Annotated in this window: 15 protein-coding genes and 1 pseudogene; 5 read left to right on the top strand and 11 right to left on the bottom strand. The window is 57.1% G+C overall.

What is annotated here, in order from left to right:
* Nucleotides 1-40 precede the first annotated feature (40 nt).
* The 5 genes and pseudogenes from ABLN87_RS10115 to ABLN87_RS10095 all read right to left on the bottom strand — a co-directional run bounded on the left by ABLN87_RS10115 (nt 41) and on the right by ABLN87_RS10095 (nt 3,360).
* Nucleotides 41-973, bottom strand: a complete 933-nt coding sequence (locus tag ABLN87_RS10115) for a proline racemase family protein (RefSeq protein ID WP_353009709.1) — start codon at nt 971-973, stop codon at nt 41-43.
* Nucleotides 964-1,923 carry a dihydrodipicolinate synthase family protein gene (locus ABLN87_RS10110; protein ID WP_353009706.1) on the bottom strand — a complete coding sequence of 320 codons (960 nt, stop codon included), beginning with the start codon at nt 1,921-1,923 and terminating at the stop codon, nt 964-966. Before ABLN87_RS10110 ends, ABLN87_RS10115 begins: the two co-directional genes overlap by 10 nt.
* Nucleotides 1,924-2,019: 96 nt before the next feature.
* Nucleotides 2,020-2,142 (bottom strand): annotated as a pseudogene (gene glnQ / locus ABLN87_RS10105) (glutamine ABC transporter ATP-binding protein GlnQ); the annotation flags it as partial.
* A gap of 11 nt (nt 2,143-2,153) precedes the next feature.
* Nucleotides 2,154-2,384 carry a hypothetical protein gene (locus tag ABLN87_RS10100; RefSeq protein ID WP_353009703.1) on the bottom strand — a complete coding sequence of 77 codons (231 nt, stop codon included), beginning with the start codon at nt 2,382-2,384 and terminating at the stop codon, nt 2,154-2,156.
* A 91-nt stretch (nt 2,385-2,475) separates the two neighbouring features.
* Entirely contained in the window at nt 2,476-3,360 is an 885-nt protein-coding gene (locus ABLN87_RS10095) for a LysR substrate-binding domain-containing protein (protein WP_353009701.1), read from the bottom strand.
* A 136-nt stretch (nt 3,361-3,496) separates the two neighbouring features.
* Between ABLN87_RS10095 and ABLN87_RS10090 the strand changes: the two genes are divergently transcribed.
* From ABLN87_RS10090 to ABLN87_RS10075, 4 genes are all read left to right on the top strand, one after another.
* Nucleotides 3,497-5,116: a GMC family oxidoreductase gene (locus ABLN87_RS10090; RefSeq protein ID WP_353009698.1), complete on the top strand. Its 1,620-nt coding sequence runs from the start codon at nt 3,497-3,499 to the stop codon at nt 5,114-5,116.
* Between the two features lie 62 nt (nt 5,117-5,178).
* Nucleotides 5,179-6,621 (top strand): aldehyde dehydrogenase family protein, encoded by a 1,443-nt coding sequence (locus ABLN87_RS10085; RefSeq protein ID WP_353010254.1) that lies wholly within the window; start codon nt 5,179-5,181, stop codon nt 6,619-6,621.
* A gap of 116 nt (nt 6,622-6,737) precedes the next feature.
* A complete protein-coding gene (locus ABLN87_RS10080) occupies nt 6,738-7,190 on the top strand; it encodes a cupin domain-containing protein (protein WP_353009695.1) in 453 nt (150 codons plus the stop codon).
* Nucleotides 7,187-8,140, top strand: a complete 954-nt coding sequence (locus tag ABLN87_RS10075) for an NAD(P)-dependent oxidoreductase (protein WP_353009693.1) — start codon at nt 7,187-7,189, stop codon at nt 8,138-8,140. The genes ABLN87_RS10080 and ABLN87_RS10075 overlap by 4 nt, the downstream gene beginning before the upstream one ends.
* A 19-nt stretch (nt 8,141-8,159) precedes the next feature.
* Here the strand turns inward: ABLN87_RS10075 and ABLN87_RS10070 are convergent, their stop codons facing one another.
* The 6 genes from ABLN87_RS10070 to paaG all read right to left on the bottom strand — a co-directional run bounded on the left by ABLN87_RS10070 (nt 8,160) and on the right by paaG (nt 12,080).
* The gene (locus ABLN87_RS10070; protein ID WP_353010252.1) at nt 8,160-8,561 is read right to left on the bottom strand and encodes a DsbA family protein; all 402 of its coding nucleotides are present in this window, start codon (nt 8,559-8,561) and stop codon (nt 8,160-8,162) included.
* Entirely contained in the window at nt 8,507-8,797 is a 291-nt protein-coding gene (locus tag ABLN87_RS10065) for a hypothetical protein (protein WP_353009690.1), read from the bottom strand. The genes ABLN87_RS10070 and ABLN87_RS10065 overlap by 55 nt, the downstream gene beginning before the upstream one ends.
* Nucleotides 8,798-8,932: 135 nt before the next feature.
* A complete protein-coding gene (locus ABLN87_RS10060) occupies nt 8,933-9,529 on the bottom strand; it encodes a TetR/AcrR family transcriptional regulator (RefSeq protein ID WP_353009688.1) in 597 nt (198 codons plus the stop codon).
* Between the two features lie 3 nt (nt 9,530-9,532).
* Nucleotides 9,533-10,843, bottom strand: coding sequence for a phenylacetate--CoA ligase PaaK (gene paaK, locus ABLN87_RS10055; RefSeq protein ID WP_353009685.1), 1,311 nt, complete (start codon nt 10,841-10,843; stop codon nt 9,533-9,535).
* Between the two features lie 23 nt (nt 10,844-10,866).
* Entirely contained in the window at nt 10,867-11,292 is a 426-nt protein-coding gene (gene paaI, locus ABLN87_RS10050; RefSeq protein WP_353009683.1) for a hydroxyphenylacetyl-CoA thioesterase PaaI, read from the bottom strand.
* Between the two features lie 2 nt (nt 11,293-11,294).
* Nucleotides 11,295-12,080 (bottom strand): 2-(1,2-epoxy-1,2-dihydrophenyl)acetyl-CoA isomerase PaaG, encoded by a 786-nt coding sequence (gene paaG / locus ABLN87_RS10045; RefSeq protein WP_353009680.1) that lies wholly within the window; start codon nt 12,078-12,080, stop codon nt 11,295-11,297.
* A gap of 103 nt (nt 12,081-12,183) precedes the next feature.
* Here paaG and ABLN87_RS10040 point away from each other — a divergent pair, with 103 nt between their 5' ends.
* A complete protein-coding gene (locus ABLN87_RS10040; RefSeq protein ID WP_353009678.1) occupies nt 12,184-14,217 on the top strand; it encodes an FAD-dependent oxidoreductase in 2,034 nt (677 codons plus the stop codon).
* Nucleotides 14,218-14,246 lie beyond the last annotated feature (29 nt).

Here is a 14,246-nt window from a genome sequence, read left to right as displayed (position 1 = left end):
TTCCCATAGGGCCAGATCGCTCTGCCCCCCAAAGGGCCCATCAAAAGGATATACCTGCCCGAAACGGATCATCTTGCGCGAAAATCAACTTACCTTCCCCCATGACATGAGCCTGCCCGGTCAGGCTGGGAATAACGCCGCCATTTGCACCTAGCTGATAGCTCAGCCGATAAGGGCTGCCAATAACGCTTTCCTGCACGATCGCTTCACCCGGCGCCAACACCCCATCGGCCGCAAGGCAAGCCAGTCGGGCGGAACTGCCGGTTCCACAGGGCGAACGGTCATATTCATCGTCGGGACACAGTACAAAGTTGCGGCTGTGTATACCTGCGACATCGGATTGTCTCTGCAACACCACATGGTCCACAAGCTCGCCTTTTTCGCCCATCACACCTTGCGCGATGCAAGCTTTGCGAATGGCGATCGCCAGATCGCTCAGGTCGCGGATATTGCCGGGCTCCACAGCGATTGGACTTGGGTCAACAATAAAGAACCAGTTCCCGCCATAGGCCAGGTCTCCGATCACCTGCCCATAGCCCGCAACTTCAACCGCAACCGAGGCGCGGACCCGGCGACTTTCAACATTGGTGACACTCACGGTATTTGCATCTAACAGGTCTACCGAAATCAGACCGGCCGGGGTCTCAAAAATGTGCCTGCCGGGGGCGATCCGGCCCTGATAGGCCAGCGTGACAGCCAAACCGATAGTGCCATGACCGCACATGCCCAGAACCGCATCAGCGTCGAAATAAATCACGCCTGTTTCGCTACCCGGGTCCTGAGGATCAACCAGCAGCGCCCCAACCATACCAGGCTGACCGCGCGGCTCCAGCAGGACAGATTTGTAAAACGCCTTGTGCGCGTTCGCCAAACGATGGGCGCGTTCGGCCAGAGACCCTGAACCCAGATCAGGGCCGCCATCCAGGATTACACGCGTGGGCATCCCGCCTGTGTGGCTGTCGATTACATGCATTCAGCTATGATCCCGCCCTGTTTGGACCAATCTTTGAACCATGCACGGAACAGGGCATATTGCTGTTCGCAATAATTGCGTTGCGCGTCCGTCAGTTCGTCTGTCTCATTAAAATGCAAGCGGTATTCCTCTTCACCGTTCAGCACCAGGAGGTATTTGTAATAGAGCACCAGATCCGTACCTTCGTCAAAGCTGGCCAGCACGCCAAAAGCCTCTTCCAGTTCCAGCGCACGCTGACGCGCCTCGGCATGACCTGCGGCTGCCTTTTGGCACAGCGCCGCCAGCAACAGCGCCTCGCGCGGCAAGGCTGTGCCAATGCCTGTAATCGAACCGGTTGCACCGCAATTGACGAAGCCATGGTAAACCTCGGTGTCCACACCAACCATCAAAGTGACCTGATCATCTTTGGACGTGATATGTTCCGCCGCGTAGCGCAGAGCGCTTTTGCCGCCGAATTCCTTGAATCCCACAAGGCTTGGGTGCTCGGATCGCAGCTCCAAAAACAGATCGGCACGGGTTGCAAAGCCATAGACCGGGCTGTTGTAGATTATTGCAGGTATATCCGGAGCCGCTGACAGGATCGCCTTGAAATGGTTCCGCTGTGCCGCAATGGACGAGCCGCGCGACAGCACGCGCGGGATCACCATTAGACCTGCTGCCCCGACCTTTTGCGCATGTGCCGCCAGCGCAACCGCAGATTTGGAATTGATCGCACCAGTTCCGACGACAACGGGCAGCCCGGCGCCGATCAAACGCTCAACCCCTTCCATGCGCTCGGCATCTGACAGCAACGGCCAGTCGCCCATCGAACCGCAATACACGACAGCCGACATACCTGCTGCGATCATTTCCTTGCCCTTTTTCACCAGCGCATCAAAATCCGGTGTCCGATCCGGTTTGCACGGGGTCATCAGGGCCGGCATCGTGCCGGTGAAAATATTCTGGGACATGAACGTAACCTTCCTTAACGTGTCGTTTGGCCAAACTGCTTAGCGCACTTTGGCCAGAATTTTGCGTGCATTCTCGGACTGTGCATCACCAAAGATCTAACCGGGTGGGCCAATCTCTTCCATCACGCCCTGGTGGAAAAAAGCAACCCTGTCCGACACATCCCGTGCAAAACCCATCTCATGTGTCACACAGATCATCGTCATGCCTTCTTCGGCCAAAAGGCGTGATGTTAAAAAAACAGTACCAGATGGACGTTGAGTGGACCTGAACGAAATATGGCCAGAACAGGGGCCAGCATGAGCTTTGCCGCCAGCTTACTCTCGTAGCGGCTCCAACCACATATTTTGCCAACTACTGTACCCATGGAATTCGATAATAGCGAAACCCAAAGCATCCTCAGCGCGGCTTCGCCCGGAAACTGCAGATTGTTGATGTTGAAGAAGCTGACCAAGGGTTCCATTCGCGCCCCTTCAGCATCTGAACAGCCCCGCCGGGCGTCTACACCTTTTGAGCGTCTCAGATTATAGCATCAACAGTGCATGCTGACCCACTCAAGACCAGCTATGGATTGACTTCACCCAATCCGAAAACGCACGCACCTCGTCACGTCTTTCCGTCCCCTCACGTTCGACAATGAAATGAGCCGGTCGGATCGCAAGCTTTTCTGGAATCGGCCTTACGACGGCGCCGCGATCAAGAAACGCGCTGGCAAAGCTTTCGACAACAATGGCCGTCCCGTACCCGGAACTTACAAATTGCAAAGCCATCAACGATGAATCAAAGCGCGTCACCTTTTGCGGGACCGGCGAGGTTAAGCCCAACTGTTCCATCAGCTGCGGCCAATCCGCTTCGGAGCCGTGGATGGTTGTGATGTGATCGGCTGCAAGCTGATCAAAGGTGGGAGCGTTTCCAAACCGCGCAAGGTGGTCCCTGTGGCAGACGGGAATGGCATATTCGTGGCCCAGATGCGTTACGTGACCGTCTGTCCAATCGCCATGGCCGAACCGGATGTCGACATCCCCCAAACCCTGCTGAAAACGACCTGCCCAGACAAAGGTTGAAAGCTCAACATCAATGTCTGGATATTCGGCTAGAAATTCGTTCAGGCGGGGCGCGATGATGAGGGTGGCATATGAGATCGAGGCCCTGACCTTGATCTGTCGCTTCCTGGCAGCACCAAACAACCCGGCTGTAGCGGTGCGCATGTCAGCAAGGCTTTGGCGCACCGGTTGCGCATAGGCTTCGCCCATATCGGTGAGCGCAACACCGCGCGGCAATCGTTCGAACAGAGTGGTCTTCAGGTGATCTTCCAACAGACGCATCTGCTGGCTGACAGCCGCGGGAGTCAGGCCCAGCTCATCTGCAGCAGCCGAAAAGCTGGCAAGCCGGGCGGCAGCCTCAAAGGTTCGCAGCCAAGTTGGATGAGGCAGGTCCATATTACATAACCGTTAAGTAAACTTAGGCCTATATCCTAAAATCCATTGTTTGATTTAACAATACTTCTATCAGAAAGATGCCCTCAAGGATCGTGGATGCCGGTTGCGAACCACGAAAGAGAGGCAGGTTGTCGCGATGGACAGCTACGATTTCATCATTGTCGGCGCCGGGTCTGCGGGCTGCGTTTTGGCTGATAAACTAACAGCTTGCGGAGGTCACAAAGTCTTGCTGATCGAAGCGGGCGGATCGGATCGTCGTTTCTGGATCAAAATGCCTCTGGGCTATGGGAAAACCTATGACGACCCAAAGGTCAACTGGTGCTACACAGCCGAATCTGATCCGGGCTTGAACCAGCGACAGGCCTTTTGGCCACGCGGGCGCGTGATCGGTGGGTCAAGCTCGATCAACGCGATGGCCTATGTTCAGGGCTTGCCGCATGACTACGACGATTGGGAACATGCAGGTGCCAAGAGATGGAATTGGGCCGCTGTTTCAGAAACGTTTGCCGCGCTTGAAACGCAGCACACCGAAACAGGTGATACCGGAAACGGCCCAATTCACGTCTCTGATCTGAGCCAGAAGATGCATCCGTTTTCGAACCACTTTCTGGCCGCGTCGCGTCAAGCGGGCTGGCCTATCCTGGATCATCTGAACGGGTCCGCGCGCGAGGGTATGGCGCGCCTGCGCAGCACCGTCAGAAATGGCAGGCGCTGGTCGGCAGCAGACGCGTTTTTGCAAAAGGCCCGAAGCCGAACCAATCTGCACATTGTCACTGACGCTCTGGTCGAACGGATAGCCATCAAAAACGGGACCGCAACAGGGGTCACGTATCGGCAGGGCGATCGCAGCATCGCGGCGCACGCCGCGCGTGAAGTCATCGTCAGCGCTGGGGCTGTGAACTCGCCGCAAATTCTGCAGCGGTCGGGCATCGGCCCCATTGCACTGCTGAAAAAGCACGGAATTGATGTGCAACACCAGCTTGAGCAGGTGGGCCAGGGTTTGCAGGATCATCTGGCAGTCTCTTATCAGTTTCACGCCACTGAGCCGACACTAAACAATCGCTTGGGCAACTGGCCAGGCAAGATCATTGCCGGGGCGCAATATGTTTTGACGCGGCAAGGCCCCCTGGCCGTACCCATCAATCAGGTCAGCGGCTTTGTGCGATCCGGGCGCAACAGGCATGCAGATTTGCAGATGTATTGCAATCCGATGTCCTATCGGGTGAATGCCGCCGGAAAGCCCGATGTGGACAAGAAGGCCGGCTTTTTGATCTGCGCGCAGCCCTGCCGACCCACGAGCCGTGGCGAGGTTCTGATCACGTCAGCGGACCCGCGTATAGCGCCCGAAATCCGACCAAACTCGCTGTCGACGAATGAAGATTGCGCCATGGCAATCGCCGCAGGGCGCAATATTCAGAAACTAGCGAACACGCCTGCGATCCGTGCCGTGGTCCGCAGAGGGCCCGATATCGCAGCACACTCAGACGATGCGCTGCTGGAGGATTTCCGTGAGCGGGCCAATTCAGTATATCACGCCAGTTGCACCTGCCGGATGGGGAACTCGCCCGCAGATTCAGTTCTCGACTCGCGCCTGCGGGTCCATGGCATGACAGGGCTGCGTGTGATCGATGCGTCTTCGTTTCCGAACGTCACCTCTGGCAACACCAACGCGCCAGTCATGATGCTGGCCGCGCGCGGGGCCGAGATGATCCTGGCAGATGCACAAATCTCTGGCTTGCAAAGGTGTCCGGCATGAAACGCGGTCGTCTGACAGTCGCACCAGCGCTGGACCAAGGTCTTTCGAAAGGCAAGATCAACATGAAAAACCTGAACACCCACTATATCGACGGTGCCTGGGTCGCACCCTTGTCGAGCACAAGCTTCCCGATCAAGAACCCGGCAAATGACTCAGTGATCGGCACGGTTGCATTGGGATCGGCTGCAGATGTAGACCGCGCTGTGGCCGCCGCGTCGCGCGCCTTTGCAACCTTCTCGAGAACCTCCAAGGCCGAAAGGCTTGCCTTGCTGGAGCGTTTGCTGGAGGTCTACACCGCACGTCTTGAGGACATGTCTTGGGCCATCACAAGCGAGATGGGCGCACCTATCGATATGTCACGCAACGAGCAGGCAGGCTGCGGGATCGAGCACATCAAGGATTTCATCCGCGTGCTCAAAGACCACGACGCGCGCGAAACTCTGCCCAGTGGCGATGTGCTGTATCGAGAGCCAATTGGTGTTTGTGGTTTGATTACGCCTTGGAACTGGCCGATCAGCCAAATCGCCCTGAAGGTCCTGCCTGCGCTTGCCGTTGGGGCCACCTGCGTGTTGAAACCTTCGGAACACACGCCTCTGTCCGCCGCGATCTTTGCCGAGATCGTTCATGAGGCCGGTTACCCTGCGGGTGTTTTCAACCTTGTGTTTGGCGATGGGGCCGAAGTCGGCTCTGCAATGTCGCGGCATCCGGACATCGCAATGATGTCCTTCACCGGCTCGACCCGCGCGGGCATCCTGGTGTCGAAAGACGCCGCAGACACGGTCAAACGCGTGGCGCTGGAACTGGGAGGCAAATCCCCCAATCTGGTCTTTGCTGACAATGGCGCCGATCTGAAAGCACGCGTCGAAGCGTCGGTTATCAGTTGCTTCCACAACACAGGCCAATCCTGCAACGCCCCAACACGGATGCTTGTCGAACGCAGCTGCTATGATGAGGTCGTCAACATCGCCGCTGTGGCGGCACAGGCGCAGACGGTGGGGGACCCGGCCCAACCCGGCGATCATATCGGTCCGCTTTTTGATCAGATCCAATATGACCGCGTGCAGCGGATGATCCAGATCGGCATGGACGAAGGCGCGCGCCTGATTGCCGGCGGCCTCGGCAAACCGGATGGATTTGAAAGCGGTTGGTATACGCAACCCACGATTTTTGCAGATGTGACAAACCAGATGGCCATCGCGCGGGAAGAGATTTTTGGCCCGGTTCTTGTTCTGATCCCGTTCGAGACCGAGGACGAGGCCATTCAGATTGCCAATGACACTGTCTATGGCCTGGCGGCTTACGTTCAGACGGGCGACGCCGAACGTGCCGAACGTGTCTGTGCCGCATTGCAGGCAGGTACTGTCACCATAAACGGACAAAGCACAAACTATGGCTCGCCATTCGGTGGATACAAACAATCCGGCAACGGACGTGAAGGCGGGACCTTCGGACTTGAGGATTACCTGGAGCTGAAGGTCCGGGGCGGGCTTGGCCTGCCTGTCTAACCCATATGCAACAGGCCAGCCCCCAGCACTTTCCGCTTAGGGGCTGGCTCAAGACACCGAACACAGCTTGCGGGCAACTTCGGTCAAAGAAACTCTTTTGCTTGGGAGGAAGCAATATGTCCGACATGGACCTCAACCTGGCTCTAGAGCCCAGCCCCGCAAGTGACGCGCCGCTAAACCCGTGGTTTGCGTTTCGCGATGATGCCCCGATTGAGGGTGGTTTCGACCCCAAATTCGGAGATGTCACCTGGAGAACACTGATCTGCAAAGATCGGATGAACTCGGACGATATCGTGTTGGGCACGGCCCATCTTCCGGCGTTCGGTCGCCTGCCGCTTCATCGTCACGACCCGGCCGAGTTCTACTATTTTATGTCGGGCCACGGCGAAGTCACCATCGAAGGCAAAGCAACCGCTGTGTACCCGGGCATGGCGGTGTTTGTGCCTGGCGGCGCCGAGCATGGCGTGACCGCCAGCGAAGAGAGCCTTGAGTTTGTCTATGGCTTCGCCCAGCATCGTTTTGGCGATGTGGTCTACAACTTTTCAGAACAACAGGACGCAGAACAATGAAAATCGGATTTATCGGCCTTGGCAATGTCGGTGGCAAGCTGAGCGGCAGCCTGATCCGCAATGGGCACGATGTGATGGTCCACGACCTGAACGCCGAATTCGTAGCTGAAAAAGTTGCGCAGGGCGCGACAGCCGGGGACAACCCGGTTCAGATGATGCGGGAGTGTGACGTGGTCATCACCTGCCTGCCATCGCCTGCGGCCTGCGACGCCGTGCTGCAACAGATGCTGCCCGAGGTACGCGAAGGTAAGATCTGGATGGAAATGTCCACCACCGATCAGGCCGAGGCGGTCCGTCTGGGCAATCTTGTCATTGCAGCCGGGGGCGCTGCGGTGGATTGCCCGGTTTCGGGCGGCTGCCATCGCGCAGATACAGGCAATATCTCGATCTTTGCGGGCTGTGATCGCGCCACGTTCGAAAGGGTCCTGCCCTTGCTGACAACCCTTGGCCGCCGCGTACTTCACACGGGCGAGATGGGTTCAGCCTCGATGTTGAAGGTACTGACCAACTATCTGGCCACCGTTCATCTGGTGGCCAATACTGAGGCGCTGGTCGTGGCCAAAGCCGCCGGGATGAACCTCAACACCGCCTATGAGGCCATCGCGATATCGTCTGGCAATTCCTTTAGTCACGTAACTGAAAGTCAGGTCATCCTGAACGGGTCGCGCGATATTTCGTTCACCATGGACCTTGTGAAAAAGGATATCGGGCTGTTTCAGGAGATTGCCGAGCGCAACAATGTGCCGCTGGAAATCTCGCCGCTGATCTGCGAAATCTTCGACGATGGCATCGCCCGCTACGGCGACCGAGAGCTTTCACCAAACATCATCCGCCGCCTGGAAGACGCAACTGGTCTGGACATCCGCGCCCCTGGCTTCCCAGCCGAGATGACAGATGATGAGCCTGAGGAACCCGGCTACGAGGTCACGCCAACCGGACTGGGACGTTAAAAACGAGCAGGAGCTTGGTTCAATCAACCGATGGATTGGTCCATGTCGATGGCTGAAACGGTCGCTCAAGAGCGCGATCCACAAGGCTAAGGTGGTCTTGCCCATAAAACGGGTCGCCATCCACGACATAGGTTGGTGACCCAAAGATGTTGCAAGCTCGCGCCCAGGCCGAGTTGTCGCGCAGTTTTTGTTGGGTCTGCTCCGATCCGGCCTGATCCAACAGCGTGGTCGGATTGTGACCCAACTCTGCCGCCACGGCCGCAAGCGTCCCGGCATCGGAAAGGTCTGCGTCGTCGCGCCAATGGGCCTCGAGCAATCTATGAGCCATGGCGTCAGTCCCCTGCCCCGTCTCCCCCAGCGCGATGATCATGCCAGATGCCAAGCTGTAGTCCGCATCGTGATATGTCGGCCTGGACCGAATGACCGGGACATTGCGATACTCGGCCCATCGCTCGATTTCACGCCCGAGAAGTAGTCCACATGAGCCTGCGTGCGCGCATGGAAAGGCAAACTTCCCTGCGCCTCAACTACTGGTGACAACAGGACCGGTTTGTGGATCAGAGTGACATCGTACTTGGCGCATATTCGGGCAAGTTCGGCAGAGCCCAGATAGGCAAAGGCAGAATGTGCGGAATAGACATATTCGATTGCTGACATATCGCTTTTATGTGGAAAGCCCACGGGAATGTATAGCGCGATTGCGCGTGACGTTTCTACGCGGACGCGCAGATCTCAAGATGCGGTTGGAATAGTTAGACGAAACCCGAAAATTGGACCCCACCAGGTTTGCGCCTAAAGCTTTCGAATACCGTGGACTGTCAGAGTGCAGACGAGGTCAGCATATTCTGTGCGCGCCTTTGTTCCGGCCCCGGTGTTCCACATGTAGTACCAGTTGAGCATCCCGAAGACCGACATGGTGGCGCCGCGCAGCTTGTCTTTGTCATCACGCAAGGTCTCTGGGGAAAGCTCCTTCAGGAGTTCGCGGATAAAGCTCACCATGTCCAACTGGTAGGCGCGCAGTGTTTTCTGCTGGTCTTGGGTCAAGGACCCCATGCCGCTGATCTGCACGCGATGTTCGTCATCGGCCCCTTGATAAGCGTAAAGGATTTCGCGCACAGCTTTGCGAAGTTTTTCTTCTGGGGTGAGCCCGCTCAGATCGACATTGCAAATGCGATCACGCAGCTCGCGAAGATAGGTCTCAAGGATGTCATAGAGAATGGCATCCTTGCTATCATAGTAGTGGTATATGTTCGCCTTCGAGATCCCGCATTCTTTTGCCAACAAAGTCATGGAGGCGCGGTCAAATCCCTGATCCGCAAAAATCTTTGCAGCGCGTTTCAGGATCTGTTCCCGCTTCTGGTCATGGTCTTTGGCGATTGTTCGGGCCATGGCCTATTCCTTGTCGCGGTTGTCGATGATGCGCTTTGCCTTGCCCTGAGAGCGCTCGACCTCGCCGGGATCACCTACAACAATTTCCGTTGAGACACCAACCATGTCCTTGACGCGTTTCGTCAGCATACGTGCCGCTGCCGTTTTGGACATTTCATCCGTCGACCCCTCGGTTGCCTCGACAAACACCCGCATCGCATCCATGCGACCGGATTTGTACAGCTCGATCTGATAGTGAGGGGCCAGACCGCCCGTCGCCATGACTTGCTCTTCGATCTGGCTGGGGAATACGTTGACACCCCGCAGGATCATCATGTCGTCACTGCGCCCGGTGATCTTGGCCATCCGCCGCATTGAACGCGCCGTTCCGGGCAAAAGGCAGGTCAGATCGCGCGTGCGATAGCGGATCATCGGCAACCCTTCTTTCGTCAGGGTGGTAAAGACCAGCTCACCCGTTTCGCCATCCGGCAGCACCTCTCCAGTCACCGGGTCGATGATCTCGGGCAGGAAGTGATCTTCCCAGATCACAGGGCCATCCTTGGTTTCAACACATTCGCTGGCCACGCCCGGCCCCATGATCTCGGACAGGCCATAGATGTCGACCGCATGCATATCAAAGGCGGCTTCGACCTCTGCGCGCATGGCATCGGTCCAGGGCTCTGCGCCGAAGATACCAACCTTGAGTGAGCTTTGCCGGGGATCGAGCCCCGCCTTGTGAAACTGTTCAAGGATGTTGAGCATATATGACGGGGTCACCATAATTGCGTCGGGTTGGAAATCGGTGATCAAGCCAACCTGCTTTTCGGTTTGCCCGCCGCTCATCGGGACAACGGTCGCACCCAGCCGTTCGATCCCGTAATGGGCACCCAGACCACCGGTAAAGAGACCATAGCCATAGGCGTTATGGATCATGTCACCTTTTCGCAAACCTGCAGCACGTAGAGACCGAGCAACCAGATCGGCCCAATTGTCAATGTCACCTTTGGTGTAGCCCACGACAGTTGGTTTTCCGGTCGTGCCGGATGACGCATGCAGTCGCACCAATTCCGAACGTGGAACCGCAAAAAGGCCAAAAGGGTAGTTGTCGCGCAGATCGTTCTTGTAGGTGAACGGGAATTTCGACAGGTCCGAGAGGTGCTGCAGATCATCGGGATGCACGCCTGCTTCGTCAAAACGCTGCTTGTACATCGCGACGTTATCATAGGCATGTCGAACGGACCATTTCAGGCGTTCAAGCTGTGTTGCACGGATTTCATCAATCGAGGCAATTTCTATCGGATCCAAATCCGCTTTGCTCGGTGAGAGGTCATCCATAGTGTTGCTCCTCCGGCGTCGTTCTATTCTTCAAAATTCTGCCCGCCAATTGCACGGGACATACCCCGGAACTCGGCGATTATGGTGTCATCCTGGTTGGTGACGCGCACGTCATACACACCGCTACGACCCGTAACCGTGGTTTCGGTGGCCGTTGCGGTCAACCGATCACCCAATTGCCCGGGCACCAGATAGCTCATCATGGTGTGCTGTCCGACCGTCGTCGCATTGCGGCTGTTGCACGCAAAGGCAAACGCGCTGTCTGCCAAAGCGTGGGTCACGCCACCATGGCAGATCCCATGCCCGTTGCAATGATGCGGCGCGACGGTCAACGCCAGAACGGCGCGGCCTTCGTCAACTTCGACAAGCTCCATGCCAAACCACTTGCTGGCCGCATCATGGGCCCACATGGCGGCAGCGGATTTGGCTGCTCGTTCTTGAGGGGTCATCGTCATTTTCCCTGAAAATGCGGGGCACGCTTTTCAAGGAAGCTGGATACGCCTTCGGCATAATCCGCGCTTTCACCGCAGATTTTCATGGCGTCTGCTTCGATTGTAAGATGATCCGAAAGCGTGGTTGTCGCAGCAGCCTGAATGCACTGTTTGGTTTTGCCCAGCCCGACGGTTGGGCCATTGGCCAATTGGCTGGTCAAAGAACGCGCTTCGCTCAGCAACTCCTCATCACGAAGTGCCTTCCAGATCAGACCCCATTCCTCCGCTTGGCGTGCGGACAAGGGTTGAGCGGTTAGCGCCAGACCTTTGGCTCTGGCCTCTCCGACTAGGTGTGGCAAATGCCAACTGCCGCCCGTGTCAGGGATCAGACCGACCTTGGCAAAGCTTTGAATGAACTTGGCACTTTCACCGGCCAGGACCATATCACAGGCCAGTGACAGATTGGCCCCGGCCCCGGCCGCGACCCCGTTCACGGCGCAAACAACAGGAAAGTTCAATGACCGGATCAAACGCACCAAAGGGGCATAATAGGTCCGAACGGTTACACTCAGATCAGGCGGGCCATCCATTTTCGACGGGTCGCGGTCGCCAAGGTCCTGCCCGGCACAAAAACCACGGCCAGCGCCTGTCAGTAGGATCGCGCGCACCCCGCTGTCGCGGGCGGATTGCATGGCACCTTGTAGTGCAATGTGCATCTCGTCATTGAACGCGTTCAACTTGTCGGGACGGTTCAGGGTGATTTCCACCCAGTGTCCATGATCTTCCACAAGAATCGTATTGCTCATGACCGTCCCGCTTGATGCCGCTTTAACTAAATCATTGCATTAACCGAACGGTTGGTCAATATATAAACCAGTTTCGATTCTCAACCGAATAAAGGGCACGACCATGTCGCAAAGGTCACTTGTGACTGTTGAATTCAAGGGCGATGTCGCGTGGGTCACCATTGACAATCCGCCTGTGAATGCGACCTCGGTCGGCGTTCGTCAGGGGCTGGTCAACGCTACTACTGCAATCAAAGGCGCACGAGTGGCAGTGCTGCGATGCGCTGGCAGAACCTTTGTCGCAGGTGGCGACATGTCCGAGTTCGACAGACCGCCGGTCGAGCCACATCTGCCCGATGTGATTCAGATGATTGAAGACAGCGAGGTTCCGTTCGTCGCCTGTATGCATGGCAATGTTCTGGGCGGTGGGTTTGAGATTGCGATGGCCTGCGCATGGCGCATTGCAGCACCCGGCATGGGCTTCGGACTGCCCGAGGTCAATGTCGGGCTGATCCCCGGCGCGGGCGGCACGCAGCGGCTGCCACGCCTTGTGGGGATGGATCTGGCGATTGACCTGGCTTGTTCGGGCAAAATCCTGAAGGCCGAGGTTATGCAACAGCACGGTGCCGTCGATCTGGTGGCGGATCCTGTTGAAGATGCGGTTGAACGCTTTGTCTCTGATTTGCCGGAACGCCCCATGCCCGTTAGCCAGCGCCCTGTTGCGGATTTTGCGCCTGACCTGATGGAGGCTTCACGCAGTAAATTGGAGAAGCGCGCCAGAGGGCAGCAATCACCGCTGGAAAATCTGACCGCACTGGGCTGGGCGACAGAACCATTTTCGGTGGGACAACCGAAAGAACGCGCGCTTCATATGGCACTGCGACAAAGCGCGGAAAGCCGCGCCTTACGCCACGCATTCTTTGCTGAACGCGCCGTCTCAAAACCTGCAATGATCAAGGATGTCGCTGCGCGCGAGATTCATCGCATTGCCGTTGTCGGCGGCGGTTTGATGGGGGCCGGCATCGCAACTGCCGCGCTGAGCAGTGGATTGTCCGTTACGTTGATTGAGCGGGACACCGAGGCTGCAACAGCCGCTCATGAGCGGGTTAACGGTCTGTTGAACGGTGCCGTCAAACGCGGAAAGATGACCGAGGCTCAATTCCAGAAGGCTCTGTCCCGGCTTCGCGTCGTTGACAGCTATGCTGAGGCGGCCGACGCGCAACTGGCAATTGAGGCTGTGTTCGAGGATATCTCGGTCAAACAACAGGTCTTTGCCGAATTGGCGCAGCACATGAGCACCGAAGCCATTTTGGCCACCAACACCTCATATCTGGACCCGGTTGAAATTTTTGCGGGTATCGAAAACCCGGCGCGTTGCATCGGGTTGCATTTCTTCAGCCCGGCCCATGTGATGAAACTGCTCGAAATTGTGCATACGCCCCAGACCGCTCCCGAAGTAGTAGCCACAGGCTTTGCGCTGGGTAAGAAACTCCGCAAGATTTCCGTCCTATCAGGCATTTGTGACGGGTTCATCGGCAACCGTATGCTGGCAGCCTATCGCCGCGCAGCCGACTATCTGCTGGCAGATGGCGCCCTGCCCTATCAGGTGGATGAGGCGATGCGTGGGTTCGGAATGCCCATGGGCCCATATGAGCTGCAGGATCTGACCGGGCTGCAGATCGCGTGGGCCAATCGAAAACGCAATGCCGCAACGCGCGATCCGAACGAACGCTATGTGACCATCGCCGATCAACTCTGCGAGATGGAGCGGCTTGGCCAGCGCTCGGGAAAAGGCTGGTATCGATACGAGGCCGGGGATCGCAAACCAATCCGCGACCCCGAGGTCGAGGTGCTGATCGAAACCTATTCAGCCACCGAAGGTATTGCTCGGCGTAGTTTTAGCGCTCAGGATATTTCTTCGCGTCTTCTGGCCGTATTGGCCAACGAGGGCGACCTGATCATAGAAGAAGGGATCGCCGAAAACGCCGAGGCCGTCGATATGGTCCAAATCCATGGCTATGGCTTCCCGCGCTGGCGCGGCGGGCCCATGAACTATCGCAAAGAAATCGGAAGCTGCACGTCAGCGGCGACCATGCGGGTTGTGGCGGAAGAAAGCCCCGCGTCTTGGGTCATCGCGTCCCAAGCAAAACGCCAATAACATGTTGATAGTTACAAAAGTAACCATTA

Source organism: Ruegeria sp. SCP10 (assembly GCF_040329495.1).
Classification (GTDB): Bacteria; Pseudomonadota; Alphaproteobacteria; order Rhodobacterales; family Rhodobacteraceae; genus Ruegeria.
This window is presented reverse-complemented; position numbering and strand designations above follow the sequence as displayed.

What these genes read in the sequence shown, in the direction of transcription:
- ABLN87_RS10060 (WP_353009688.1), bottom strand. Translation starts at nt 9,529, where the DNA reads ATGGCCCGAACAATCGCCAAAGACCATGACCAGAAGCGGGAACAGATC.
- paaK (WP_353009685.1), bottom strand. Translation starts at nt 10,843, where the DNA reads ATGGATGACCTCTCACCGAGCAAAGCGGATTTGGATCCGATAGAAATT.
- ABLN87_RS10115 (WP_353009709.1), bottom strand. Translation starts at nt 973, where the DNA reads ATGCATGTAATCGACAGCCACACAGGCGGGATGCCCACGCGTGTAATC.
- ABLN87_RS10090 (WP_353009698.1), top strand. Translation starts at nt 3,497, where the DNA reads ATGGACAGCTACGATTTCATCATTGTCGGCGCCGGGTCTGCGGGCTGC.
- ABLN87_RS10080 (WP_353009695.1), top strand. Translation starts at nt 6,738, where the DNA reads ATGTCCGACATGGACCTCAACCTGGCTCTAGAGCCCAGCCCCGCAAGT.
- ABLN87_RS10085 (WP_353010254.1), top strand. Translation starts at nt 5,179, where the DNA reads ATGAAAAACCTGAACACCCACTATATCGACGGTGCCTGGGTCGCACCC.
- ABLN87_RS10095 (WP_353009701.1), bottom strand. Translation starts at nt 3,360, where the DNA reads ATGGACCTGCCTCATCCAACTTGGCTGCGAACCTTTGAGGCTGCCGCC.
- ABLN87_RS10100 (WP_353009703.1), bottom strand. Translation starts at nt 2,384, where the DNA reads ATGGAACCCTTGGTCAGCTTCTTCAACATCAACAATCTGCAGTTTCCG.
- ABLN87_RS10040 (WP_353009678.1), top strand. Translation starts at nt 12,184, where the DNA reads ATGTCGCAAAGGTCACTTGTGACTGTTGAATTCAAGGGCGATGTCGCG.
- ABLN87_RS10110 (WP_353009706.1), bottom strand. Translation starts at nt 1,923, where the DNA reads ATGTCCCAGAATATTTTCACCGGCACGATGCCGGCCCTGATGACCCCG.
- paaG (WP_353009680.1), bottom strand. Translation starts at nt 12,080, where the DNA reads ATGAGCAATACGATTCTTGTGGAAGATCATGGACACTGGGTGGAAATC.
- ABLN87_RS10065 (WP_353009690.1), bottom strand. Translation starts at nt 8,797, where the DNA reads ATGTCAGCAATCGAATATGTCTATTCCGCACATTCTGCCTTTGCCTAT.
- paaI (WP_353009683.1), bottom strand. Translation starts at nt 11,292, where the DNA reads ATGACCCCTCAAGAACGAGCAGCCAAATCCGCTGCCGCCATGTGGGCC.
- ABLN87_RS10075 (WP_353009693.1), top strand. Translation starts at nt 7,187, where the DNA reads ATGAAAATCGGATTTATCGGCCTTGGCAATGTCGGTGGCAAGCTGAGC.